This is a genomic window from Vibrio rubrogenes (assembly GCF_059641415.1).
This window is the reverse complement of the sequence record NZ_JCARSY010000008.1, coordinates 64,513-88,665: the sequence shown is the minus strand read 5'-3', so window position 1 is coordinate 88,665 and position 24,153 is coordinate 64,513. Positions and strand designations below refer to the sequence as shown.

The following is a 24,153-nucleotide window of genomic DNA, read 5'->3' as shown; positions in this document are numbered from 1 at the left end:
TTTTTCTGATCGGATTGTTCATTAGCAGATGTCGGGCTCCATTATTCTTTCAGTGCATTTTTCTGTGCACCGAGTATCGGCTGTAAAAGATACTCCATCACCGTTCGTTTTCCGGTGATGATATCTACTGATGCGGTCATTCCCGGGATAATGGGGAGGTCTCCATCATGATGTAATGTAGTGGAAAACGTCCTGACCCGAACAATATAGAAACTGTTGCCCTCTTCATCCTGAGAGGTATCGGCGCTGATATGTTCAAGCGTGCCTTCCAATCCACCGTACTTACTAAAGTTATAGGCACTAAATTTGACGATAGCATGTAAATTCGGACGGAGGAAAGCTATGTCTTGGGGAGCTATTTTGGCTTCAACGAGTAATGTATCTTCCGATGGAACAATTTCAACAATATCCATCCCCGGTTGAATGACGCCACCCACTGTATTGACATTGAGTGTTTTGACCGTGCCGGCTACCGGAGAGACGACCACAGTCCGATTAACTCTGTCTTCCAGACCGACGGCTGATTCGGTGAGTGCCGATAACTTGTCCTGAGCCTGATTTAACTTGTCTTGCTGTTCGGAACGGAAGGTTTGCGCAGTATCAATACGGCTATACATCGCTTCTTTGAGGGCTGCTTTTGCCAGTGGAATTTTTAATTGACCAGATGTCATATCTCGGCGGATATCATTCACTTGCCGTTGTAATTTTAGGATCTCAATCTCTGGCACAACCCCTTCTTTTGCCAGCGGTTCAGTCATCTGAAGTTCTTTTTGAACGTACTCATAGCTCTGCTTTAAATTTTTGACTCTGGCTTGTAATTCAATCAGGTCCTGATTTTTTTGTTTGATTTGCTGATCGACTACTGAAAGTTGGTTTCTCAAGTTATCCAGCGACTGAATGTACTGTGCTTTTTGTCTTTCCACTAATTCGGCTTTTTTTTCAGCCAGTGTTTGAGGAAACTTTAAACGATTGTAGGTGACGACAACACTTTTCTGCCAGTTGGTTTCGTCAAATATCTCATTAATTTGCACACTGTCAATCGATGCGGACAGTTGGACAACGCTGGCTGTCAAGTTGGCAACTTCTTGCTCCCGTTCGCGGTAATCGGACAAAAAACGGGTGTCATCAAGGAGTATCAGCTGTTGGCCTTTTTCGACGTGTTGACCTTCTTTGACCAGAATTTTTTTGACCAGCCCGCCTTCTAGGTTTTGGATGACCTGGATTTGGGAAGAGGGGATGACTTTTCCACTGCCGACGGTCACTTTGTCAATTTCGGCAAAAGATGCCCAGATGACTGCGATAACAAAAAAAACAGCCATAACCCATAACATAATCCGAGCACTATTTGGGGTATTCAGCAGGAGTGCCGCAGTTTTATCGTCAACATATTCCAGTTCTTCTGATGAAAGCTCGCTGTAGCTGTCTTTACGCATCAAGACATCCTATTCGGTTCGGATTACTCTATTGATTTTATTACTAGTCTGATGAAATGTTAAGAATTGGCACCAGATAGATGCTGAAAATCGCTGAATTCCTCTATTTTCGTTAGAAACTGTACCATACCTTCGCGAGATTGCTTGGTTTTTCTGAAATTTGTCGCCGTTTTAGCGGGGGATTGATGTGATACTTGTCTTATCGATATGAAAGGCGCACAATCACGAAAAAAACGCAGGAGCGCTCATGAAACTCTCAGATATTCGTCGGGAATATATTCAAGGTGGCTTGAGAAGAAAAGATTTGATGCCAAATCCTTTTCATCAATTCGAGCATTGGCTACAACAGGCGATTGATGCCAATATTTCTGATCCGACAGCGATGACTGTTGCGACAGTAGCTCCCGATGGCCAACCTTTTCAGCGAATTGTGTTGCTGAAGGATTCTGGAGAACGTGGGTTTATTTTCTACACCAATCTGGGCAGTCGTAAAGCGCAGCATATTGAACACAATAATCGCGTAAGTCTCCATTTTCCGTGGCATATGTTAGAGCGTCAGGTACATATCACCGGACGGGCTCAGAAACTTTCAGCGATGGAAAATTTCAAATATTTTTCCTCTCGTCCGAAAGACAGTCAGCTGGCTGCGATCGCAAGCCATCAGAGTCAGCGTATATCTGCCCGAGGTATACTGGAAGGGAAGTTTCTGGAGTTAAAACAAAAGTTTGCAAAAGGAGAGATTCCTGTGCCCAGCTTTTGGGGAGGGTATCGAGTGATTCCTGAAAGTTTCGAATTTTGGCAGGGTGGGGAGCACCGTTTGCATGATCGATTCCTCTATGTTCAAAATGAAGCTCATCAAGGCGACGGACTGTGGGAGATTAATCGATTGGCTCCTTAACTTACGCTTGATGAAACATCTCGCTATCGTTCTCATCAACAATCGGTGATAACGGGATACAGAAAAGGGAAGCCATGGCTTCCCTTTTTGATTGGATGATTGGTGACTTATTCTTTAATTTCTCTTACGACCCGAAAGCCAATATAGTTGGCAGCTGTTGATGGCTCAGAAAAGAGTTGGCTATAGGCTACAGCATTGAGCGGAGAGAAACTCCAAGCACCGCCTTTGAGGAGACCTTGAGGTGCGCTGGTCCATTCCCAGACGTTGCCGACAACATCATACAGCCCCAGAGGGTTGGCAGGGAATGACTTGACCGGAGATGTACTTTTGTTTGCCCAGAAAGAGCCGCTCCACCCGGTATTGGCTAAGCCTGTTGCAAAATCATCGCCCCACCAGTAATCAGTTTGAGTACCAGCCCGAGCAGCAATTTCCCACTCATCTTCTGTGGGGAGGCGGTATTTAAACCCGGTTTGTTTTGAAAGCCAGTTTGTAAATGCTTTGGCATCATTTTGGCTGACGCAAACAACAGGAGATTGCGAGGATTGTTTAAATCCGGGATTACGCCAGTAATGACCTGACTGTGGCGTCATTTGGTTATTGATCATCGCCACACACATTTTCGTTAATTCTGCATCTGAACGGTAATTTGTCTGAGTGACAAATGCTTTGAACAGTCCAACGGTGATGGGGGTCGATGAAATCGCGAAAGCATGATCAAGGAACACTTGCGTTGATGCATGTTCACCGATAAAGAATTTCCCTTGAGTGATCGTGACCAACTCCGGCCCTGACAGGCTAGGTGATAATGCGTCCGCAAAGGCATAGCCAGTTTTCAACTGATTATGTTCTTCTTTCAAAACCGCCCGAAGTTGACTGTCTGATTTCAGATTAACCTCTGTTTGATAAGGAATATAACCGGTTTTTTCGACCCGAACCTGATGAACGCCTTCCGGTAGCGTCAATGTTAGTGGTGTATGGCCATAGCGAACATCATCAATGATCACTTGATCATCATATATATTGGAACGAAGTGTCAGATTAAACCAAGCGACTTCCTGCGGGATTGGCTGTTGATCGTCAATGATACAGTACTGAGCATCGATATCTAAAAGTTGGCAAGGTGCGGCATTGTCTGGCCTCGCTCCCAACCGGGCTTCAACAATCGTCTGATAACGGCTGGCATCAGAAAAACCGGATTGAACTGTCTGATGCTGAAGGACATGAATATTCAGAGAAGCCTTTGAGGCATGTTTAACTGCAATTGAAGATTCGCTAACACCGTTTAGTAGAGAGGTCTGGAATTGTTTGACAGCTTTTTGCAGAGCCAGTTTTATGGTTTGCTGTTCACATGCGGCAATAGTCATTGATGGATGGCAACGGTTGGTAAAGCTGACTTTTTCCATGCCTTCTTTTAATAACTCTTCTCTTAAACGTTTCGCTCTGGCTTTCAATTTATTTCGCTGGAGGTCGGCAATGTTCTTCTTGAGTAGAGAAACCGTTGTTTCCTGATCTTTGAGTAGTCCTTCCTGCTCTTCCAGTTGATTATCCGATTCAAACAAACTCTTCTGATTTTGCTTGTATTTTGACCATGCATTCTGGTAAGTGGACTGATAAGGGGTGATATCCAGTTTGGGATCCGAGATCATCTTCTGATAGGCGTTTTCCAAATCTTTTTTAGTTTGGTTCAGCTTGGCTGAAAGTTCCTTATCTTGTTGACGAAGTCTGTTGAGCTCGGTTTGTTGGTTTGCGACAGTCTGTTGTTTTTCTTGCAAAACTTTCTGGGCTTTTTCCAGCTCAGTATTTTTACTGAAAAGTGCATCGTCAATTTGGTTGACTAAAGGTGCGGCTTTTTCTGGCAATACAGCATCTTCAGCAAAAGCGCTGAATGATACGAAACCAAGCAGGAGGGTTGATAATAGAGCAGTTATTCCTTGTCGCATGCTTTTGTACTTCAATGTTGGATCGTCAAGTCGTCTGATCGATTGTAAACGAAAACGCCATTCGGCCATAAGTCATATATCAATAACTTACAGACAAAATGGCGTCGTAACCATATCTTTGTGAATCGTACCCCAAAAATAATTCACAAATTGGCATTTAGCTTTGCTTATTCGGACGAAGTTTGACCCATACCGTGTCATTACTATTGACCGTAATGACCTGATTATATGTCTCATATCCGTCTTTGGAGACTGTAAACTGATGGCGACCATGTGGTAGAACAATCTCAACCGGGGTACTGCCATAACTTACACCGTCAATAGTCACAGAATCCTGATATTGGTCAGAGCGGACGGTGATGTTTGCCCACTGCTTTTCCTTTTTCGGCGTATAGTTTTTCTGTCCTTGCAGACAGTATCGTGTTGATACACCCAACAATTTACATCCGGCAGTTGCTTCTGGCCGAGCCTGAAGTTGAGCCTGGATTTTGGTGTAATAATCGTTGTTACCCTGAAAACCGCTCGACAAAATCTGGCTATCCTGAATTGATATATTCAGGTCGACATTTTTCAGATTTTGCTTGGCGATGACAGATTCTGTCAGATTATCGAGTAATTTATCCTGAAAGGCTGAGACCGCTTTCTGTTTGGTTAGATAAACACCTTGATTCGCACATTCACCCAACGTCATCGTGGTAGAACACGTTGTTTTATAGTTGGCTTCAATGGTGTTGCTATCCATCAGCTCTGCATTAATGCGCTTGACCCGGGCTTCGACCCGAGACTCTGTCAGATTATCGAGCTCGCTTTTCAGGCGAGCCTGCTTCTGTTTGAGTTGGGAGACACGCATTTCACTTTCAGTAATCGTCTGTTCGTTGTCCAGCCGAGCCGCTTGATTTTGCTTTAACTCATTCCAGACTTCCTGGTATTTTTTCTGAAAAGTTGCTAAATCGATGTCCGGATCTTCGAGAAGTTGGCTATATTGTTTGTCCAGATCTGATTTGGCACGATTTCTTTTCGTTTCCAGCTTATCGCCTTCACGTTTCAAACGATCTTGATCATTTTTCAACTGTTGGAGTTTTGCGATCTCCGTGTCGTACTTGGATGAAATGGATTTTATTTCATCTTGTTTTGTATCTATTTTTGCATCAATCGTCGCAACAGGATCAGTCTGTGCGACATTTGCTTCGTCAGCATATACAAATGCTGGTCCCAAAAGAGGGCTGAGCGCCAATACGAGCGCTGGGATGTGACGTACTATCATAGGTCCCTGCAACAATTTTTAACGTTTAGCCACAGTAACTCTGTGGAGAAGACAATGACTCGACAACTAGAGAAATACTGAAGTAGCTGTCTCATAATTCTTACTCTATTGGAAGCATAAATAACACAAAATGTAACTTAGGTCTCTGATTTTGTATATTTTAAACATGCTACTTCCATTTTGAGCCGAATGAGAAAATATGCAAGTATTTCACCTCAATCTCTGCTCTCGTTTCGCGTTTGAACAAACACTCTCCGTAATTTATGTGCACTTGATCATTGTTCCGGATTTTGCTCAAACGTTCAGCGTCATACTCTTTCGAGATTTACCGACATGCCTAATATACATGAACGGCAATTATTTTCACGGAATTAGTTACAGATTTGAATCCATTACTTCTGATAATCATCCACATGCTTATCTGTGTTGTTGTGTTTGAAAAAATAGCTGTTCCGAGGTAAAAATCTACTATTCATATTGTTGATACTATATTGCGCATCGCAATTGTTGCACCGGATTTTGAGGAGGATGTGGGATGTCTGTGCAAAAAAAAGCTTCCCTACCTGGGTCCAGTCAAACTCCGACGCCGAAACCGGCGGAAGTGGTGACGCTACCTTCGGGGATGGATTGTCATGCTCATTTTTATACACAAATCGTCGTGTGTCTCAATGGGATGACCGAGTTTGAAATCAGTGGATATGGTAACCGAGTTGGCCCGGGGCAGGGGTGTATTGTCCATGCGGGAGCCAACCACGCTTTCGGTGGCATTGTAGAAAGCGCCGATATCATGGTCCTCAACTTGCCGTTTCCTGCGACAGAAACACCATTAATGATGCAACGATTCAACGATCTGTCGAATTCAGGTTGCTATTTCTGTCTCGACGAACCGTTTAAAAATTTGATTTGCATTCTGGGGCAGGAGATGTCGACGGCTCCGGAGGATTATCTATTGAGTCAAGCTTGTCATGATACGCTGGTCTCAATCTTACCTCGCCATATCACCGGCTATGTACCGCATGTCAAAGAATCTCGCTTCGATATGGACATTATTGATCACTACATCGAACGCAATATCGGACGACCGATTTCGGTTGCTCAACTTGCCGGCAGTGTTTTTCTCGGAGAAAGCCAGTTCCACTCACACTTTAAAGCAACAACGGGTGTCACACCGTATCAATATGTGCTGAATAAACGGGTTCAAATGGCAAAGCGCTTCATTGAACAAGGCGGATATACTTTGGGGCAAATTGCAGATATCACCGGTTTCTCTGGTCAGAGTTCTTTCTCTCATGCTTTTATTCGGCTCGTTGGCCTTTCCCCGTCTGCTTACAAAAAACGCTACCAAAAATAATATATTGCTCGCAAATCAAGCGCCTCACTATGTCTCCTTTCTCATTTATTTTTCATGCAATTATTCAGGTGAACAGATCTGTTTCTGCCGTTTTTTCTCGTCTAATGTGTTTATTTCTTTCGTTATTCGCTAAAAAAATATGTCGATACGTTAGTTTAATTGATGTGATTGTGTTTTTAATTTGTTAAATATCGGAGCTTTTCACAAAAAAAACGGAGTTTTTGACAAGTAATCCTCAGATGCCCAGAATACACTGCTAGCTATTGTAAAAGGCCCATTCGGGATGACGTTGAGGGAAAACGCATGTTTACTGCAAATGATGTGTTGAAGTCGGAGTTTGTTGAGCAGCCACTGGACAAACTTTGGGCACTTATCTCGCCACTATATATGGCTGATGAGTCACAATGGCTACAGGAGTTGTTACCACTGGCAACACCGACTGATCAAGAAAAACAAGAAATCACGGAAAAGACGACTCAGTTGATCAAGTCAATCAGAGCCGATAAGAAGTCGGTGCAAATGATCGATGCATTGCTTCTGGAATATAGTCTGGATACTCAGGAAGGCATTTTACTGATGTGCCTTGCGGAGGCGCTGATGCGCATCCCTGATGCTGAGACCGCGGATGCCTTTATTAAAGACCGACTGAGTGTGGCTGACTGGCGTTCTCATCTGAAGAATTCTGACTCCGTTTTCGTCAATGCTTCAACATGGGGATTGATGATTACCGGCAAAGTGCTTGAGTTGTCAGACATTCAGAGTACGAGCCCGATGCAGGCATTAAATCGGTTGGTCAATCGATTCTCTGAGCCGGTTATTCGTCAAGTCATGCATCAAGCGATGAAAGTGATGGGACGCCAGTTTGTTTTGGGTCAGTCGATCGATGAAGCGCAGAAAAATGGCCAGTCAATGCGAGACAAAGGATATACATATTCCTTCGATATGCTTGGTGAGGCTGCGCTGACCAGTGCAGACGCGAATAAATATTGTCAGGATTATCTTGCTGCGATTGAGTCGGTTGGTAAAGCATCAGAAGCGGGAACGCTTCAGTCGTCGCATTCTGTGTCGATCAAGCTGTCTGCACTGCACCCCCGCTATGAAGTCGCGAATCAGGAACGGGTGATGACCGAGCTGTTGGATACGCTGGTCGTGCTTGTTCAACGCGCGCGCGAGTTTGATATCGGTATTTCGATCGATGCGGAAGAAGCGGATCGGTTGGAACTGTCCCTGAAACTGTTTGAGAAATTATATCGCCATGATGTCACTCGCGGGTGGGGCAAACTTGGTATTGTGGTTCAGGCTTATTCAAAACGAGCGTTACCAGCACTCACTTGGCTGACTGGTCTGGCAAAAGATCAAGGTGATTTAATTCCGGTCCGGTTGGTTAAAGGCGCCTATTGGGACAGTGAAATCAAGTGGTCACAGCAAAAAGGTTACGCAGGTTATCCGGTCTTTACCCGCAAAGAAGCATCAGATGTTTCTTATCTGGCTTGTGCTCGCTTTTTATTATCGGAGCATGTCCGGGGTGCTTTGTTTCCTCAGTTTGCCAGTCATAACGCTCAGACGGTGACGGCCGTTGCTGTGATGGCAACGCACCGTGATTATGAATTCCAGCGTCTGCATGGTATGGGGGATGCGCTGTTTCATCAGGTGATGGCAATTTATAAACCGGCAATCAGAATTTATGCGCCTGTCGGGAATCATAAGGACTTACTGCCTTATCTGGTTCGGCGTTTGTTAGAAAACGGAGCCAATAGTTCTTTTGTTCACCGTCTGGTGGATGCACGCTGTCCGATTGATTTACTGAATCGTCATCCTGTGGATGCACTACAGGCGTTTGAGACACTGCATAATGCTGCCATTCCGTTGCCGCTGGATATCTACCCTGACCGTCGTAATTCTTACGGCGTCAACATTGATATTGAAAGTGAAGCTGTGCCTTTTGAGCATCAAGTCGCTGAACACCTAAACCAGCAATGGCACGCAGCACCGATTATTCAAGGTGAAGACCTATACGAAAGCATGATCAAGGACAATGTTGCGCCAACACCGGTTACGGCCCCTTATGATCATCGTATCGATGTCGGAAGTGTGATCATGGCAAATGCGCAGCAGATTGAGCGAGCCATTGAGATTGCGCAGGGGGCATACCCCCAATGGCGCGACACTGAACTTGTGACCCGTGCTGCTTATTTGACGCATTTTGCTGATCTGTTGGAATCACATCTGCCTGAGTTTGTTGCATTGTGCCATCAAGAAGCCGGTAAAACGATCCATGACAGTATTGATGAAGTCAGGGAGGCGGTCGATTTCTGTCGGTATTATGCCACTCAGGTGATGCAACTCACGCCGACATCGCATATCGATTTCAACGGTGCTGAGCGACATACGCAGTATTTGGGACGCGGTGTTTTCGTGTGTATCAGTCCATGGAATTTTCCATTAGCAATCTTTGTCGGACAAGTGGCTGCGGCTTTGGCTGCGGGGAATACTGTAATCGCCAAACCGGCAGAGCAGACGTCTCTCATCGCATTTCGTGCGATTCAATTGCTATTGGAAACCGGTATTCCTGTCGATGTGATCCATTTGTTGCCGTGTCATGGTAAAGAAAGCGGTCACTTACTTACCTCTCATCCCTCAATTGCCGGTGTTGCTTTTACCGGTTCAACCGGAACAGCACAACGAATCAACCAAACATTAGCAGCAAGACCTTGTGATCCGGTTCCTTTAATCGCTGAAACCGGCGGGCAAAATGCCATGATTGTTGATAGTACGGCATTGCCTGAACAGGTGGTGAGAGATGTTTTGCGCTCAGCATTCGCTTCAGCCGGGCAACGTTGTTCAGCGCTACGTGTGTTATTCATCCAAGAGGATGTTGCTGATCGGGTGATGACATTGATTCGGGGAGCAATGCAGGAGCTTTCCGTCGGTGATCCCAAACTTCACCGTACTGATGTGGGGCCGGTGATCGATAAAGCAGCCCAGAGCCGATTATTGGCGCATATTGCGAATATGAAACAGACTCAAGCGCTCATTGCTGAACTGGCATTGAATGATGAATGTGCCCATGGCGTGTTTGTCCCACCGACAGCATTTGAAATTAGCGGGATTGAATGTCTGAAAGAAGAACATTTTGGTCCGGTATTACATATTGTTCGTTATCGGGCAAAAGATTTACCACTCATTGTTGAACAGATAAATCAGACTGGTTTTGGTCTGACTTTAGGGATTCATAGCCGGAATGAAACCACGTACCGGTGGATTGAAGCGCATACCCGGGTCGGAAACTGTTATATCAACCGCGATCAGGTTGGTGCCGTTGTGGGCGTTCAGCCGTTTGGGGGGCAAGGATTGTCAGGGACAGGGCCGAAAGCTGGCGGGCCTCACTATCTCTATCGGTTTACCCGCCCTTTTTATAGTGAAACAGCGATAAAACAAGGAGCGGAGCATGGTGAGTAAAACAACATATTTTTCTGATGCTGCTTTGGCATGGCAGCAATGGAATTTAACGGATTTTAGTTCTAAAAGTGAGCATTTACTTCGTCTTGCCCAGTCTTTGGAACTCGATGCTGCTGATTTAGCTCAGGTCATCACTTATCACCTCAATAGTGCGAGAACCCGGATTGCTGAGACACAGCTTTTAGTCGGTCCGACAGGGGAAACCAACGAACTCTATAGTTCTGGCCGAGGTGTTGTGGTGATCCTTCACAAGCGAAGTGACGCTAATGCTTCACTGGCTGTGGTTGCTCAGTTAGCGGCAGCTTTAATTGCTGGAAACAGCATTTTACTTTGTTCAGATGATACGACGCTGAATGCACGTTTGGCATCAGCACTGGAAAACAGTAGTTTTCCTGTTCATCTGGTACAAATCGTTGCGGTTGATGCATTTCATCAGATCATGACGTGCGATGTGCGTCAGGTCGGGATGATTTGTGAGCCGCAAGATGCAAGGCAGGTCAATCAAGAACTGTCCAAGCGCCCGGGAGTCATTATTAGTCCGGTTATCGAAACGGATTTGGATCAACTCCCGATGGCGCATGATGCAGCACTCGTGTTGCGTTTCATTACGGAACGGACACGCACTATAAATATAACAGCGATAGGGGGAAATGCTTCTTTATTGGAAATGGGAAGCTCGAACCACTAAAACCTGCTTTTCCGGCGTCTGTCGTCCTTGGGCTGATAGACGTTCGGAGATGAACAGGGAAGGCGATCAATATATAAAGAGGAATGAATTATGGAAAATAGCTTTGCTATTACAACAACCTTTATCGTGTACCTCATTATGATGTTAGCGATAGGGGTTTATGCATACTTACGAACGAAAAACTCAACCGACTACTTTCTCGGTGGACGTTCTCTGGGGCCTTGGCCTGCGGCATTGTCAGCCGGTGCATCCGATATGAGTGGTTGGTTGCTGTTGGGGCTGCCAGGCTACGCTTATGCCGCTGGATTAGAATCCTTATGGTTAGCCGGAGGATTGTTACTCGGAAACTGGCTCAACTGGTTTATCGCAGCAAAACGTCTCCGCACATACAGTATTACCACCGACGCCATTACAATTCCTGAGTTTCTATCTCGCCGTTTTAATGATCAGTCGAAGTTGATTCAAACAATTTCTGCATTTTTCGTTTTGTTATTTTTCCTCTTTTACACCAGCTCAGGCTTAGTGGCTGGCGGGAAACTGTTTGAAACAGTCTTTGGTCTCGATTATACCACTGCGGTGATTATCGGTACGATTTGTGTGGTGTCATATACACTATTTGGTGGATTCCTTGCCGTCGCATGGACCGACTTAGTTCAGGGCCTGTTAATGGCAGCTGCCTTGCTGATTGTACCGATGGCCATGATGCAAGATGGTTTTTCAGTGTTGGGCGACAATTTAACCAAGATTAACCCAGAGTTACTGACCATTTGGCGTGGGCTCGATGGGCAACCATTAGGTGCGATTGCGATTATTTCTCTGGCAGCATGGGGTCTCGGATATTTTGGTCAGCCGCACATTCTGGCGCGTTTTCAGGCGACTCGTTCAAATAAAGACTTGCGCACGGCACGCCGGATTGCAATTGGCTGGTCTGCACTAGCGATGTTTGGTGCAGTGATGGTCGGGCTTGTTGGTTTGGTTTATACCACAAACCACCCAACGCTTACCTTAGAAGATGGCGAGAAGATCTTCATGTTATTGGTCAATGCTGCTTTCCATCCGGTCATTGCCGGGATTCTGTTAGCTGCAATCCTCGCAGCCATCATGAGTACGGCCGATTCTCAGTTGTTAGTCTGTTCATCCGCACTAGCAGAAGACTTCTATAAACAGGTCATTAAGAAAGATGCGACATCTGAACAGATTGTCCAGGTTGGTCGTCTCTCTGTCATGGCGATTTCGATACTGGCCTTGGTGCTGGCGATGACACCAGATAGCTCCGTTCTTGGATTGGTTTCTTATGCATGGGCCGGATTTGGGGCTGCATTCGGACCTGCACTGGTGATCAGTCTATTCTGGTCTCGTATGAACCGTAATGGTGCCTTAGCGGGGATCATTGTGGGTGGTGTGACGATTGTGGTCTGGAAACAGTTCACCGGTGGCATTTTTGATGTCTATGAAATTGTACCGGGTATGATCTTCTCTACCGTTGCAATTGTCGTTGTCTCACTACTGAGTCGTGAGCCGGAGTCAGCTGTTCAAGCACAACATCGTACATTCTTGAAACAGCTCAAAGAACTGGATTAAAGACAAAAATAATATCAGGAACCCCTCATTTGGAGGGGTTCTTTTTCGGTATAGTATGATAATCTTAGTGATTGATAATCGCTATGGATATGAACACTGGGAAACTTTTGGAATAATCAATAGATTTTTAGCGACTCATGTCACAAAATTGATGTTGAACTTTGAGAATATGTTTCTATATAGATAAATACTCTTATTATTAGCTATAAGTAGTTTACTTGATGAGGTTTGTCATGTCTGAAGCATATTGTCCCGTGTGTCGTAAAGTCACTCCACATAAATCAATTATGCGGCGTTGTCAGACTGAACGTTGTACGCGATGGCAGGAGATTCAGCTATTCATTTCCTCACTGATGCGTGGTAATCATTATTATAAAATGGAAAGACAACATTTTTGCCGGATATGTAACCACCAGAATGTCAGACCTGTTCTCGCCCTCCCAAACAATCCCCACAATGAGCCTCGAATTTCTTAGTCTAGTGTGAATCGCTCAGGCCAAGATATCTCTCGGAATCTTTACAGTGTAAATTCGAGTCATGACTTACAGGTTCACGGTTTGTTTTGGCACACTTTTGTGTTGATGAGCTTCATGCTTTGATAAACTTTATGCTTTGATAAACTATAGTAAGACCCCCCATATTATGATTTGAAGAGCCTTTTTGTTTTAGGTGATGGGACATATCAATCATGTCGTAGCACGACATATTCCCGCTTGGCGTGCTACGTAGTAAAAGGGCTTTCAACATTGAGCATATTGCATAGTTCAACAATCGCGAGCGATAGGCTTGATTTAATCACTTGTTGTTGGCGGTTCAACTGTAATTGATAAAGTTTTGCATCTGTGTCTTCATCATCAATTAGGGCTGGTGTTAACTGAAAGATTCCCATTTTTTTGAAAGCGTTAATTTTGTGAATCGCATCCAATATCTTTGGATCCGTAAAATGATATTCAGCCCCATCTTTGTTTAACTGGTTTCTGAGACGGATGATTGTCTCGATATCATGATAAACATCATCCGGTATCACCCCTAATCCAAACAGCAGCTTGATCCGGACACTTAAATCGCCCAGCGGGCCTGAAGACTCCAGCAGTGGATTAATCACTGCTTTAACAGCGAGATAATCACTGCGGAAAATACGTTGCACCAGTGAATCGATAGAATTTTCAAAGATGTTGACAGCTGCGATGAAAAAACCTCTGACCGATGAGGCTACATTCAACTGCTCAATAATGTCTGCTTCGTTAATTTTTTCTACCATAAAGAAAGCATCATAGTTAAAAAGGAGGAGGGGACAGGAGCAGGCCCCCAGCCTCACTTATTATTTTTAGAGGGTATTATAGATAGCTTCGACTTGCTTAGCTTCTGTCCCGTGTTTATCCAGATTGGCATAGTGAGCTAATGTTGCCAGAACACCATGCTGACTCAGATATGCCTGTAATTCGACGGCCTGAGGATCTGAAGCATTTGTGTATTTTAATGCAGCCGCAATACCTTTCAACAGCGCTGTATTTGCAATACTATACTCCATTGTACCACGTAATGGCTTGATTAAACGGTCATTTTCTCCGAGCTTACGAATTGGTTGACGACCAACCCGTTCAACATCGTCGATTAAGTACGGATTGGCAAATCGGGACAGAATTTTCTCGATATAAGCCGCATGAGCTTTTCGGTCAAATTGGTAACGATGGATTAAAACTTCTCCACTTTCTGTCATCGCTTGTTTGACATCGGCATAGATCGTCTCATCTTCAATCGCTTCTTTGACTGTCTGAAAACCTTTGAGACAGCCGAGATAGGCTGTAATACAGTGGCCAGTATTGAGTGTAAACAACTTTCGCTCAATATAAGCCATTAGGTTATCTGTCTTTTCCATACCCGGAATATCCGGAATATCGCCAACAAATTGCGATTCATCAACGATCCATTCACTGAAACTTTCGACGGTTACATCCAGAATATTATCGGATGCTTCTGCCGGAGGGACGATACGATCAACGGCTGAATCAACAAAGCCAATCAACGCATCAGCTTTGGCATGATAGTCTGCTGCCAGATGTAAATAAACTTGTGCTTTAAGATGTGAGGATCCCCGAATCATGTTCTCACAAGCAATAATATTCAGGGGTGTTGTGTTGCCGCTATCAATTCGTTTTTGGATGCCTGTCGCGATGGTTTTCGCGATGATATCCAAAACGTTTGGTCCGACAGCGGTGGTAATTAAGTCAACCTGAGTAATGTGTTCATCAATCTTATCACTGGCTGAATCCACGGCAGTGACATTCTTGACCGTTTGCCACTGGCACTCAGAGCCGACAATTTTGACTTGATACTGCCCGTCTTGACGCAGTTTATCGACGATTGCCTGATTGACGTCTGCAAAAATAACGTGGATTCCCGCATCTGCCAGAAGTTTGCCAATAAATCCCCGGCCGATGTTACCGGCACCAAAATGAATTGCCTTTTTCATAGACTTTTACCTACCAATAAAAAACAAAGAAAGAAAAAGTAGAGGTGGAGGACCTCTACTTGTGAGCCTTATGCCGTGGTATTACCCAACACTTCTAAAATGACGTTAACGTCATCTGTTGAAGTGAGCGTCGCGATCGCATCCGGGTCATCGAGCGCATTGGTGATCGTGGAAATGACCCCCATATGCTCATCGTTCTGTGCAGCGATACCGATAACCAGCTTGGCGATGCCATCTTCGTCATCGGTAAACTGAACACCATCGGGGTATTGGCAGATGACAATCCCTGTTTTCAGAACGTGATTTTTCGCTTCAATCGTGCCGTGCGGTACTGCGATTGACTCACCCAGATACGTTGACACCATTTTTTCTCTTTCAAACATGGCATCGATATAGCTGGGATCTGCATATCCGAGTGCGACGAGTTGTTCTCCCGCATAACGGATGGCTTCTTCTTTGTTACTTGCTTTGAGGTTTAAGTGAATGTTACGGGCTTCAATTTGGAATGCCGGTTGAGTCTCAGCGTCAGCGTTCTGGGGCGTAGCTGATTGACCAGCATCAGACTTTTTTATCTCATTGACGAGATTGTTATACATTTCATTATCCAGAAAATTGGTTAAAGAAATGTGGCGTGCCGATGGAGCGTGTTTCCGGGCCCGGTCGGTTAAATCTTTATGAGTAATAACGATATCAACATCTCGGGGAAGATTATTAATTGCCAGATTAGTGACCTGAATGTCCAATCCCGCTGCTTGTACTTTTTTACGCAGCATACTTGCGCCCATTGCGCTTGACCCCATGCCTGCATCACACGCGACAATGATCTTTTTGACATCCCCTGTGAATGATTGCGCAGTTGACGAACCTTTAGATTCAGCTTTCATGTCTTGCATTTGAGTGGTCGCTTTCTCCAAAGAACCATCATCATCGGTTTCTTGATTTCTTTGGGTTTTCATCAACAGTGACGCAACCGTAAATGAGACGGCAGCAGCAGCAGTGATTGAACAAAGCACACCGATAATCGAGCTCTTCGGCGTCATGAGCAATACGGCAAAAATTGAACCGGGTGAGGCTGGTGATACCAAACCGGCACCAAATACCGTTAATACAAATACACCCGTCATGCCACCGGCAATAGCTGCAAGAATCAAACGAGGATTCATCAGAATATATGGGAAGTAAATCTCGTGGATCCCGCCCAAAAAGTGAATGATGGTCGCACCTCCGGCGGTTTGTTTGGCTGTCCCTTTACCAAACACGATATAGGCCAGAAGAATACCCAGCCCGGGCCCCGGATTTGCTTCTATCAGGAAGAAAATGGATTTACCGGTTTCACTGGCTTGTTGAATACCCAGTGGTGAGAAAATACCGTGGTTGATGGCATTGTTCAGAAATAGAATCTTCGCGGGTTCGACAAAAAGTGAAGTTAAAGGGAGTAGATGAGCTTTCACCAAGACGTCTACACCTGTCGCAAGCGCCATGGAGAGGACCTTGACGAATGGACCAATCAGGAAGAAAGCGATGATCGCGAAAATCATACCAATAATACCGGCCGAGAAGTTGTTGACCAGCATTTCGAAGCCACTTCTGACTTTCCCATCGACTTTTTTGTCAAACGTTTTAATTGCCCATCCACCGATCGGACCTGCAATCATTGCGCCCATAAACATTGGGATATCTGCACCGACGATAACGCCCATTGTGGTGATAGCACCGACGACTGCACCTCGTTCACCACCGACCAGCTTACCCCCGGTATAACCAATTAGCAGTGGTAATAAGTAGGTAATCATCGGACCGACAAGTGCAGCCAATGTTTCATTAGGTGTCCATCCTGTTGGAATGAACAGTGCTGTAATAAATCCCCATGCGATAAATGCCCCAATGTTCGGCATAACCATGTTGGACAAGAACCGGCCAAAATTTTGTATCTTGACCTTTGCATCTGGTGATATCATATGGATTCCCCGTTCGATGTACTCATTTGATGTTGTTGTGTTAACGGCTCGCCAAAGCCGTTGAATTGAATCGTTCAAAATCAATCTAGCACACAATTTTTCAATTGAACTGAGAACGGGTTTTTTGTGATCAGATTCAATAATTCATGGGTCTGCAAGTGTCTTTTTAGTGATTTAAATCTACTTTTAGCGCTGTAAGTTTGTTACAAAACATTTAGAAATTAAAAGTCAATCAATTTTTTATGGTTGACATCTCTTTTTTGATAATTTGTTTTTTATATTTATAGTGATATACGTCACTATTTTGATAGTTTTTATCCGCGACCAAAATATAAATGTGACTTAAATCTTATATTGATATTTATTTCAATATGTAAAATAAATTGATTAAAAATTGGGAGTATGTTTTGTAAGAAATGTACATTTCCGTCACGAGTCAGAGTCGTCTGTATCGTGGGTCAATGATCGCGTATCGATGGCTTGTGGAAGATGAACGACGAAGTGTGATCTCTTTGGATAAATCGCACAGCGATTTTATGACGAAACGGGAAGGAAAAAGCGATTAAGGGAAGAAGAGCGCCTCACAAAAGTCGAGGGTTAGGAGAGACAGAGTCACAAAGAGCAGAGGCAGCACTCTACTCTATGTATGACAAGTTGTGCTTGGTTCTCAGCTTTCTGTTTCGATATCTGAATCATCAACAAATTCGTCGAGCGCATCCGGTTTGTTGCGACCATTCAGAGTGTGGAAGCGTTTTCTGCCACGCGCAAGGCGGACATACTTCAACCAGACCCGCTCAAGTTTTGTTTTGGCTTTTTCTGGCTGTTCGAGCACGAGAAGAAAGTGTCTTTCATCGGCATTTACAGGCTCAAGGACACCTGATTCCAACTGGGACATGGTTTCGCCAAACTGAATGAGCAGTTCTTCTTCAGCCAGCGTAAAATCACCTGATTTAGCAAATCCCCGTGGGAATTTCTTATTGTCGTAAAAACGCTTCTTTCCGTAACGGAATTCAGTCTCAGACATATCAACCTCGCATCAATGCAGCGTTACACTTTTGTATTGAATTACGGCGAAAGTTAGGCGTAATCTAAGGAAAAGAAAAACAAAAATTTTTTATCGTCATCATTGGATTTCATTATGTATATGCATATATCCTAAATCACTTTAAGATGCAGTTTCAGTAAGAATAAAGGGTTGCTATGGACGTCAAAGTCTTTCGTACTTTTCTGGAATTGGCCCGGGTGCGCCATTTTGGCCGGGCAGCAGAAAATTTATATTTAACGCAGGCAGCAGTCAGTGCACGTATCAAGCAGCTTGAAAGTTATTTTGATACTCAGTTGTTTACCCGGGATCGCAACAATATCAAGTTGACCTCAGCCGGAGAGCGTCTGATTAGTTATGCAGAAGTCATGGTCGCGACCTTACAACAGGCGAAGTTTGAACTGTCACTGGAAAGTGGTAAAGCACTCCAGCTAACGATTGGCGGAACGCCAAATATTTGGGATGCTTATTTACAACATTGTCTGAGTAAAGTAACGGATACGTTTACTGGCTACGGATTTATTGCGGAAGTTATGGGACGGGAGCAGCTGAGTCGTGGACTGCTTGAGCGCACTCTGGACATGGCATTTGTATTTGATCCGATTAAGGCCGAAGAACTGCATTGCCGGAAAGTGACAGATCTGACGCTTTTATTTGTTTCAACTCAGCCGCAGTCGGTCGATGATGCTTTCAAACATCACTATGTCTATGTGGACTGGGGTGCTCGATTTGCTGCTGAACATGCGGAACGGCATCCAAGAGTGACGACTCCGTTTTTACGGACGTCAACGGCCAGAATCGCACTCGATTTCATTCTGGAAAAAAAAGGAAGTGCTTACTTACCTGCATCGCTTGTTGAGCCTTTCCTACGGACAGGTCAGTTACACTGTATTGATGGGGGATCTGAATGGAAAAGGCCCGTTTATCTCAGTTATCGCAAAAACAGCTCATCGGTTGATGCGATCGGGCAGGTTGAGATGCTGGTGAAAGATATCAACCCGCTAACGGCTTTCTCATTGCAGCAAGCGGGCGATATCGGCAGGGATTAGAATCAATGGATTATGATTTGATAGCACGCAGGATGGCTTGATCCAGACTCAGTTTTCCGGATCCGGAGAAAATGAGTGAAGTACAGACTGCCAAGAGTGCAAGCGCATACTCATAACCATTGTTGGACAGGAATAGACCATTGTTGATGTGTACGGAAAAAATTGCGACAACCATCGTAAAAGCTGTGACACATGCAGCCGGTCTGGTAAGTAGTCCCAGAAGCAGGAACATGCCACCGAAGAACTCGCCGCTACCGGCAAGGAATGCCATGAGCATACCGGGTTCAATACCGATGGAGGCCATCCATTTGCCTGTCCCTTCCAGACCATATCCACCAAACCAGCCAAAGAGTTTTTGAGAACCGTGGGCCATGAGAATGATGCCGACCGGAACACGAAGAATTAGTGGCGCATATTGAGCATTTGAACTCAGTAATTTACGTAAAAAATGCATATCATTATTTCCTATATCAAAAAAGTTGAATTTGTTCTGAAGTTTGTTAGTACTATTAAAAGATGAATTTCATTGATGTTAAATGTGTTATTTTGAACAAACTTGTTTAAAAAAATCGAACGATAGAGTGAAACAACAGTCATGACATGCAAATCAAGTGAATCAACGGCTATACTGTCAATAACCTACGGCCATCGAAATCATGGATGATTTGTGAGGTGGTTGGTGCGTTTTTTGTTCGGAAATAGCGTACTCTGATAGGGAAGGAGGACTAGATATGTATCAATTCAAATATGCTGTGAAGTCGTATCTGGTGGTTCTATTGTCTTCTTTGTCACTGTATGGATGTTTTCAGGAAGAATTAGAGCATTGGGTGAATAAAGAAACTTATGCGTTTCAGGGGACTTATGAAAATCAACACAATACGGATCTGATCGATTTTCACGAAGCAAAAGCTTCAATTCAAAGTGAAGGGAAATCGATGGTGGTTCCTTTTCAGGTTGATGGCAACTTTATTTATATTCAGGTCAGACAAAGCTCTAAAGAGAAAAGAGAAGATATTGTTATGCGCATCCATGGTGATGGTGAGGTGCTGACATGTAGTGCCTGTGCAAAATATCATTTGAGTAATCTCTGGGTTCGGACTACGCCTGAAACACCGACGGAATAACACGCATCGTTGCGTATTGCATGTCGGTTGACATAGGTCCGTTTACCCCAGTTTACTTTCATCTCATAAGCGTACAGAACAGCCGCATTGGATTTTCATTTATGAAAGTTTAAATGATGCAACCTGCTGAGAGAGTTTCTGAATAGATAATATGACTTCATTGATCGCATTATTCGCTTCAGATGCACTGACCGTCACTTCTTTTGAATTTTCACGCATTTGCTCCATATTATCATTGACCTGATTGACGACCACGCTTTGTTCTTCGGTTGCGGCTGCAATTTGAACGGAATAGTCGGTAATACTATTGACTCTGTCGATAATCAGATTCATGGCTGATCCCGCAGAATCGGTATAGCTTGATGTTTCAACGGCTTTTTCTGTCCCGGATTTAATCGTATCGACGGCTTTTTTTACACCGGCATTCAGTTCTGATAGCGTAGTTTGAATGCTTTGTGTGGACTCTTGGGTTTTCTGTGCCAAAGCACGGACTTCATCGGCAACGACAGCAAAACCTCTCCCGGAGTCACCCGCCCGAGCCGCTTCTATGGCGGCATTGAGCGCTAGTAAATTCGTTTGTTCTGCAATACCCCGAATCACATCAACGACAGAGTTAATACTCTGGCTGTCTTGCTCTAACTTGCTGATCACACTGGCAGCGCCTTCCATCTCCTGAACGAGAGCGGTGATCTGGTGAATTGCATTTTGAATCCCCTGATGAGAATCGGTGACATCAGTTCTGGCATGACTGGATTCATCGGATGAGCGTTGAGATTGTTGGGCTACTTCTGAGATTGCCGTATTCAGCTCAGAGATTGAGTGAGCAATATCATCGAGTGCCATGTTTTGGTGCGCAGCACTTGTTCCGGTTTTGGATGTCAGACTTTTTAGCTGATTGGCATGGTTATTAATTCCCGAGACTTCGTTTTCAATGGTCAGCAACATATTGTGCAGATAATAGATGAACTCATTGGTTGCTCTCGCAAGCTGTGAAAGCTCATTGTTACCAGTGTCCGGGAGTCTGAGCGTTAAATCACCACCGGACTGACTCAGCTCTTTCATCTTGTCGGTCAGCGCTTGTAACCGAGTCGAAATCAAGCGTGGGATATAAAATAAGAACCAAAGCCCGACCAGAACAGAAAAGATGCAGGCAACGGTGGTATATAACTCTTGCTGCGCCTCTAAACGATGAACCTCCGCTGCGACTTCCTGACGACGAGACTCCAATTTTTCACCGAATTTGTCGTAGTACGAGCGTAGGGTAGAGAACACCTTTTCCTGATCTTGGGTGAGTAAGGTATAGGCCGGTTGGTATTGCTCATCATTCACCAAACGGATGATATTTTCTGAGAGGCTTTTCCACTGGTTAAAGGTGCTAATGTAAGTTTGATGTTCCTGAGGAATAAGTTTGATCCCTGCTTGCTCTCCGAATTCTCTCGATTTCAGCATTCTGTCATAGGCTTGCTGCTGATTTTCATGGTATGCATCGAGTTGTTCTTTGGGATTCTTCCGCTGTGATGACATATACATATAGTCTCGTAATGCAACGGCTGACTGGTAGAGGTCACGATCAGCATTTAACACCGTGGCTGTGGCCGGGGAAATATACTTTGTCAGCATATTGGTGTTCTCGGCGATCTGATGGTTCACTTTTAATCCGAGTACAGCCACTGTTAAAATTGCTATCAGTAAGAACGCAATGGGCGTGAAAATCTGATACTTAATTTTCCAACCAGAAAAGTGCCCCATAGTTATCCCCTTTTATTTGTTGATATAATTGTCTTTAACCGCTTGCTTCTACTACATTTTTAAGCATAGTCACTGTGAGTCTGAAAGCTTGTTTTTATTCATCGGTTTATATCAGACCGGATAAAATTTCTGATCTGTATCACAATCGGCAGGGGCATTTGTTGTTTGTCTGAGTAGGGGGCGGTATAAGCATAGAATAGATTGAATTGTTATTTCCTCTGTGCAGGAATACCTGATGTATACGGAAAATGCCATTGTGGTGTTTCCAAAGTGTCGGGTTTTTTATGACAAAAAACTAGGATTGTTACCGCGTGTTCGCGGGCAAAACCTGAAAGATGCAGCTGACCGTGTGGTGAGATTAATCTTTCGGGTTTTTTTTGGTTCTTAATTTTGTTGTGCCGGATTTTAAATCAGCATTTCAGGTCGATATGACCGTGTGAACTGCGATTATCGGTGTCTTCATTGGGATTGTTCCGGCCGCGGGATTGGCCTGCTGCTTTGGTGAACCGAGAGAAGCGGGAAGTGCAGATCAATCGATGAATGGAGTAGCCACATCAGTTGCTCAACAATATGGTTAGCATCAGGATTAAACAGGAGAAGAGAGAAGATGAGTTTTAAATTTCCCGATTCATTTTTATGGGGGGGCGCAACAGCTGCGAACCAGATTGAAGGCTCTTATTTGAGCGACGGTAAAGGCCTATCCACTTCAGATGTTTGCCCTTATGGTGCATTTGGCGAAATTGTGCCTCGTCAGGATGGGGATTTTAATATTAAAGATCTTGCGATTGATTTTTATCATCGTTATCCCGAGGATATCGCGCTCTTTGCCGAAATGGGATTTACTTGTTTGCGCTTATCGATTGCCTGGAGCCGGATTTTTCCTAATGGCGATGATGCCGAGCCGAATGAAGCTGGTTTGGCGTATTACGACAAAATTTTTGCAGAGTTAGCAAAGCATGGTATCCAACCGCTTGTGACGTTATCTCACTATGAGATGCCACTGAATCTGGCAGAAAAATATCATGGCTGGGCAAGCCGGGATGTGATTGGCTTTTTTGAAAAATATGCTCGTGTGGTGTTTGAACGTTATGGTCATGCGGTTAAGCTCTGGCTGACATTCAACGAGATCAATGTCACGTTGCATGAACCATTCACGGGCTCCGGTTTGCCGAGAGACTGTGACGAGCAGACCCGTTATCAGGCGATCCATCATCAATTAGTTGCCAGTGCCAAAGCGGTGAAAGCATGCCATGAAATGATTCCTGATGCCAAAATCGGCAATATGATTCTGGGCGCGATACAGTATCCGTTCACCTGTAACCCTGATGATGTGATGTATACCCTGACACAAAACAGGGAATGGCTGATGTTCGGTGATGTTCAGGCAAGAGGGTACTATCCGAGTTATATGACGCGTAAGTTCAAAGAGCTGGGCGTTGAAATCAACATCACTGAAGATGATCGGGAAACACTGAAAGAAACCATCGATTTTGTTTCGTTTAGCTATTACATGAGCGGCTGTGCCAGTGCTGATCCGAATGAACAGGCGAAAACTGAGGGGAATATGCTGAATATGGTAGCAAACCCTTACTTAAAAGCGTCTGAATGGGGTTGGCAGATTGATCCGGTTGGATTGCGCTACCTGCTTAACTTCTTGTATGACCGTTATCAGTTACCGTTGTTTGTGGTTGAAAACGGCTTTGGTGCGAAAGATGTCGTCAATGAAGCGGGTGAAATTGTTGACGATTATCGGATTGATTACCTGAATGATCATCTCTTCCAAGTTGGTGAAGCGATTCAGGATGGTGTCGAGCTGATGGGTTACACCAGCTGGGGGTCGATAGATTTGGTCAGTGCCAGTACGGCGCAGCTTGCCAAACGTTATGGCTATATTTATGTCGATCGTAATGATGATAATCAGGGCACGCTCGATCGGATACGCAAGAAAAGTTTCTATTGGTATCAGGATATTATTCAGTCTCAGGGAGAAAAGCTGACGCCACCGAAAGCTTAAGGACATCAACCCCTCGAGTCTGTCTTTGTGGCATCGTATGACGGGGGATTGAAACTCAGAAAGTCACAAAATATTGGATTGAGTGTCATCAGACCTCAATCCTTTTTTGTGACTTTACAGTGTAAAACAG

At 44.5% G+C, this 24,153-nt stretch carries 17 protein-coding genes; 8 read left to right on the top strand and 9 right to left on the bottom strand.

What is annotated here, in order from left to right; all coding sequences use genetic code 11:
- Positions 1-41: 41 nt before the first annotated feature.
- Entirely contained in the window at positions 42-1,433 is a 1,392-nt protein-coding gene (locus tag AC55NX_RS08150) for an HlyD family type I secretion periplasmic adaptor subunit (protein ID WP_496995267.1), read from the bottom strand.
- 247 nt (positions 1,434-1,680) lie between these two features.
- Between AC55NX_RS08150 and pdxH the strand changes: the two genes are divergently transcribed.
- Entirely contained in the window at positions 1,681-2,331 is a 651-nt protein-coding gene (gene pdxH, locus AC55NX_RS08145; RefSeq protein ID WP_496995266.1) for a pyridoxamine 5'-phosphate oxidase, read from the top strand.
- A 107-nt stretch (positions 2,332-2,438) separates the two neighbouring features.
- On the opposite strand, the gene AC55NX_RS08140 is transcribed toward pdxH, so the two are convergent.
- The gene (locus tag AC55NX_RS08140; RefSeq protein ID WP_496995265.1) at positions 2,439-4,271 is read right to left on the bottom strand and encodes an SUMF1/EgtB/PvdO family nonheme iron enzyme; all 1,833 of its coding nucleotides are present in this window, start codon (positions 4,269-4,271) and stop codon (positions 2,439-2,441) included.
- 157 nt (positions 4,272-4,428) lie between these two features.
- Complete coding sequence (locus AC55NX_RS08135; RefSeq protein ID WP_496995264.1) at positions 4,429-5,535, bottom strand: PEGA domain-containing protein; 1,107 nt, start codon at positions 5,533-5,535, stop codon at positions 4,429-4,431.
- Positions 5,536-6,070: 535 nt separating this feature from the next.
- On the opposite strand from AC55NX_RS08135, the gene AC55NX_RS08130 reads away from it, so the two are divergent.
- From AC55NX_RS08130 to putP, 4 genes are all read left to right on the top strand, one after another.
- Positions 6,071-6,886: a helix-turn-helix domain-containing protein gene (locus AC55NX_RS08130; RefSeq protein WP_496995263.1), complete on the top strand. Its 816-nt coding sequence runs from the start codon at positions 6,071-6,073 to the stop codon at positions 6,884-6,886.
- A gap of 303 nt (positions 6,887-7,189) precedes the next feature.
- A complete protein-coding gene (gene putA, locus AC55NX_RS08125; RefSeq protein ID WP_496995262.1) occupies positions 7,190-10,345 on the top strand; it encodes a bifunctional proline dehydrogenase/L-glutamate gamma-semialdehyde dehydrogenase PutA in 3,156 nt (1,051 codons plus the stop codon).
- Complete coding sequence (locus AC55NX_RS08120; protein ID WP_496995261.1) at positions 10,335-11,033, top strand: 1-pyrroline-5-carboxylate dehydrogenase; 699 nt, start codon at positions 10,335-10,337, stop codon at positions 11,031-11,033. Before putA ends, AC55NX_RS08120 begins: the two co-directional genes overlap by 11 nt.
- Positions 11,034-11,123: 90 nt before the next feature.
- Positions 11,124-12,614: a sodium/proline symporter PutP gene (putP, locus tag AC55NX_RS08115; protein ID WP_496995260.1), complete on the top strand. Its 1,491-nt coding sequence runs from the start codon at positions 11,124-11,126 to the stop codon at positions 12,612-12,614.
- A 721-nt stretch (positions 12,615-13,335) separates the two neighbouring features.
- Here putP and AC55NX_RS08110 read toward each other — a convergent pair.
- The 4 genes from AC55NX_RS08110 to AC55NX_RS08095 form a co-directional block, all read right to left on the bottom strand.
- Positions 13,336-13,875: an MltR family transcriptional regulator gene (locus AC55NX_RS08110; RefSeq protein ID WP_496995259.1), complete on the bottom strand. Its 540-nt coding sequence runs from the start codon at positions 13,873-13,875 to the stop codon at positions 13,336-13,338.
- Positions 13,876-13,941: 66 nt separating this feature from the next.
- Entirely contained in the window at positions 13,942-15,087 is a 1,146-nt protein-coding gene (locus AC55NX_RS08105) for a mannitol-1-phosphate 5-dehydrogenase (protein ID WP_496995258.1), read from the bottom strand.
- A gap of 68 nt (positions 15,088-15,155) precedes the next feature.
- A complete protein-coding gene (locus tag AC55NX_RS08100) occupies positions 15,156-17,045 on the bottom strand; it encodes a PTS mannitol transporter subunit IICBA (RefSeq protein ID WP_496995257.1) in 1,890 nt (629 codons plus the stop codon).
- A gap of 667 nt (positions 17,046-17,712) precedes the next feature.
- Entirely contained in the window at positions 17,713-18,069 is a 357-nt protein-coding gene (locus AC55NX_RS08095; RefSeq protein ID WP_496995256.1) for a MaoP family protein, read from the bottom strand.
- Between the two features lie 176 nt (positions 18,070-18,245).
- On the opposite strand from AC55NX_RS08095, the gene AC55NX_RS08090 reads away from it, so the two are divergent.
- The gene (locus AC55NX_RS08090; RefSeq protein ID WP_496995255.1) at positions 18,246-19,136 is read left to right on the top strand and encodes a LysR family transcriptional regulator; all 891 of its coding nucleotides are present in this window, start codon (positions 18,246-18,248) and stop codon (positions 19,134-19,136) included.
- Positions 19,137-19,146: 10 nt separating this feature from the next.
- On the opposite strand, the gene AC55NX_RS08085 is transcribed toward AC55NX_RS08090, so the two are convergent.
- Complete coding sequence (locus tag AC55NX_RS08085) at positions 19,147-19,590, bottom strand: DoxX family protein (protein WP_496995254.1); 444 nt, start codon at positions 19,588-19,590, stop codon at positions 19,147-19,149.
- A gap of 277 nt (positions 19,591-19,867) precedes the next feature.
- Between AC55NX_RS08085 and AC55NX_RS08080 the strand changes: the two genes are divergently transcribed.
- Positions 19,868-20,260: a hypothetical protein gene (locus AC55NX_RS08080; protein ID WP_496995253.1), complete on the top strand. Its 393-nt coding sequence runs from the start codon at positions 19,868-19,870 to the stop codon at positions 20,258-20,260.
- 99 nt (positions 20,261-20,359) lie between these two features.
- On the opposite strand, the gene AC55NX_RS08075 is transcribed toward AC55NX_RS08080, so the two are convergent.
- Positions 20,360-22,009: a methyl-accepting chemotaxis protein gene (locus AC55NX_RS08075; protein ID WP_496995252.1), complete on the bottom strand. Its 1,650-nt coding sequence runs from the start codon at positions 22,007-22,009 to the stop codon at positions 20,360-20,362.
- A gap of 607 nt (positions 22,010-22,616) precedes the next feature.
- Between AC55NX_RS08075 and AC55NX_RS08070 the strand changes: the two genes are divergently transcribed.
- The gene (locus AC55NX_RS08070) at positions 22,617-24,023 is read left to right on the top strand and encodes a glycoside hydrolase family 1 protein (RefSeq protein WP_496995251.1); all 1,407 of its coding nucleotides are present in this window, start codon (positions 22,617-22,619) and stop codon (positions 24,021-24,023) included.
- Positions 24,024-24,153 lie beyond the last annotated feature (130 nt).

What these genes read in the sequence shown, in the direction of transcription:
- AC55NX_RS08095 (WP_496995256.1), bottom strand. Translation starts at nt 18,069, where the DNA reads ATGTCTGAGACTGAATTCCGTTACGGAAAGAAGCGTTTTTACGACAAT.
- AC55NX_RS08130 (WP_496995263.1), top strand. Translation starts at nt 6,071, where the DNA reads ATGTCTGTGCAAAAAAAAGCTTCCCTACCTGGGTCCAGTCAAACTCCG.
- AC55NX_RS08085 (WP_496995254.1), bottom strand. Translation starts at nt 19,590, where the DNA reads ATGCATTTTTTACGTAAATTACTGAGTTCAAATGCTCAATATGCGCCA.
- AC55NX_RS08100 (WP_496995257.1), bottom strand. Translation starts at nt 17,045, where the DNA reads ATGATATCACCAGATGCAAAGGTCAAGATACAAAATTTTGGCCGGTTC.
- pdxH (WP_496995266.1), top strand. Translation starts at nt 1,681, where the DNA reads ATGAAACTCTCAGATATTCGTCGGGAATATATTCAAGGTGGCTTGAGA.
- putP (WP_496995260.1), top strand. Translation starts at nt 11,124, where the DNA reads ATGGAAAATAGCTTTGCTATTACAACAACCTTTATCGTGTACCTCATT.
- AC55NX_RS08150 (WP_496995267.1), bottom strand. Translation starts at nt 1,433, where the DNA reads ATGCGTAAAGACAGCTACAGCGAGCTTTCATCAGAAGAACTGGAATAT.
- AC55NX_RS08135 (WP_496995264.1), bottom strand. Translation starts at nt 5,535, where the DNA reads ATGATAGTACGTCACATCCCAGCGCTCGTATTGGCGCTCAGCCCTCTT.
- AC55NX_RS08090 (WP_496995255.1), top strand. Translation starts at nt 18,246, where the DNA reads ATGGACGTCAAAGTCTTTCGTACTTTTCTGGAATTGGCCCGGGTGCGC.
- AC55NX_RS08105 (WP_496995258.1), bottom strand. Translation starts at nt 15,087, where the DNA reads ATGAAAAAGGCAATTCATTTTGGTGCCGGTAACATCGGCCGGGGATTT.
- AC55NX_RS08070 (WP_496995251.1), top strand. Translation starts at nt 22,617, where the DNA reads ATGAGTTTTAAATTTCCCGATTCATTTTTATGGGGGGGCGCAACAGCT.
- AC55NX_RS08110 (WP_496995259.1), bottom strand. Translation starts at nt 13,875, where the DNA reads ATGGTAGAAAAAATTAACGAAGCAGACATTATTGAGCAGTTGAATGTA.
- AC55NX_RS08075 (WP_496995252.1), bottom strand. Translation starts at nt 22,009, where the DNA reads ATGGGGCACTTTTCTGGTTGGAAAATTAAGTATCAGATTTTCACGCCC.
- AC55NX_RS08080 (WP_496995253.1), top strand. Translation starts at nt 19,868, where the DNA reads ATGTATCAATTCAAATATGCTGTGAAGTCGTATCTGGTGGTTCTATTG.
- AC55NX_RS08120 (WP_496995261.1), top strand. Translation starts at nt 10,335, where the DNA reads ATGGTGAGTAAAACAACATATTTTTCTGATGCTGCTTTGGCATGGCAG.
- AC55NX_RS08140 (WP_496995265.1), bottom strand. Translation starts at nt 4,271, where the DNA reads ATGCGACAAGGAATAACTGCTCTATTATCAACCCTCCTGCTTGGTTTC.
- putA (WP_496995262.1), top strand. Translation starts at nt 7,190, where the DNA reads ATGTTTACTGCAAATGATGTGTTGAAGTCGGAGTTTGTTGAGCAGCCA.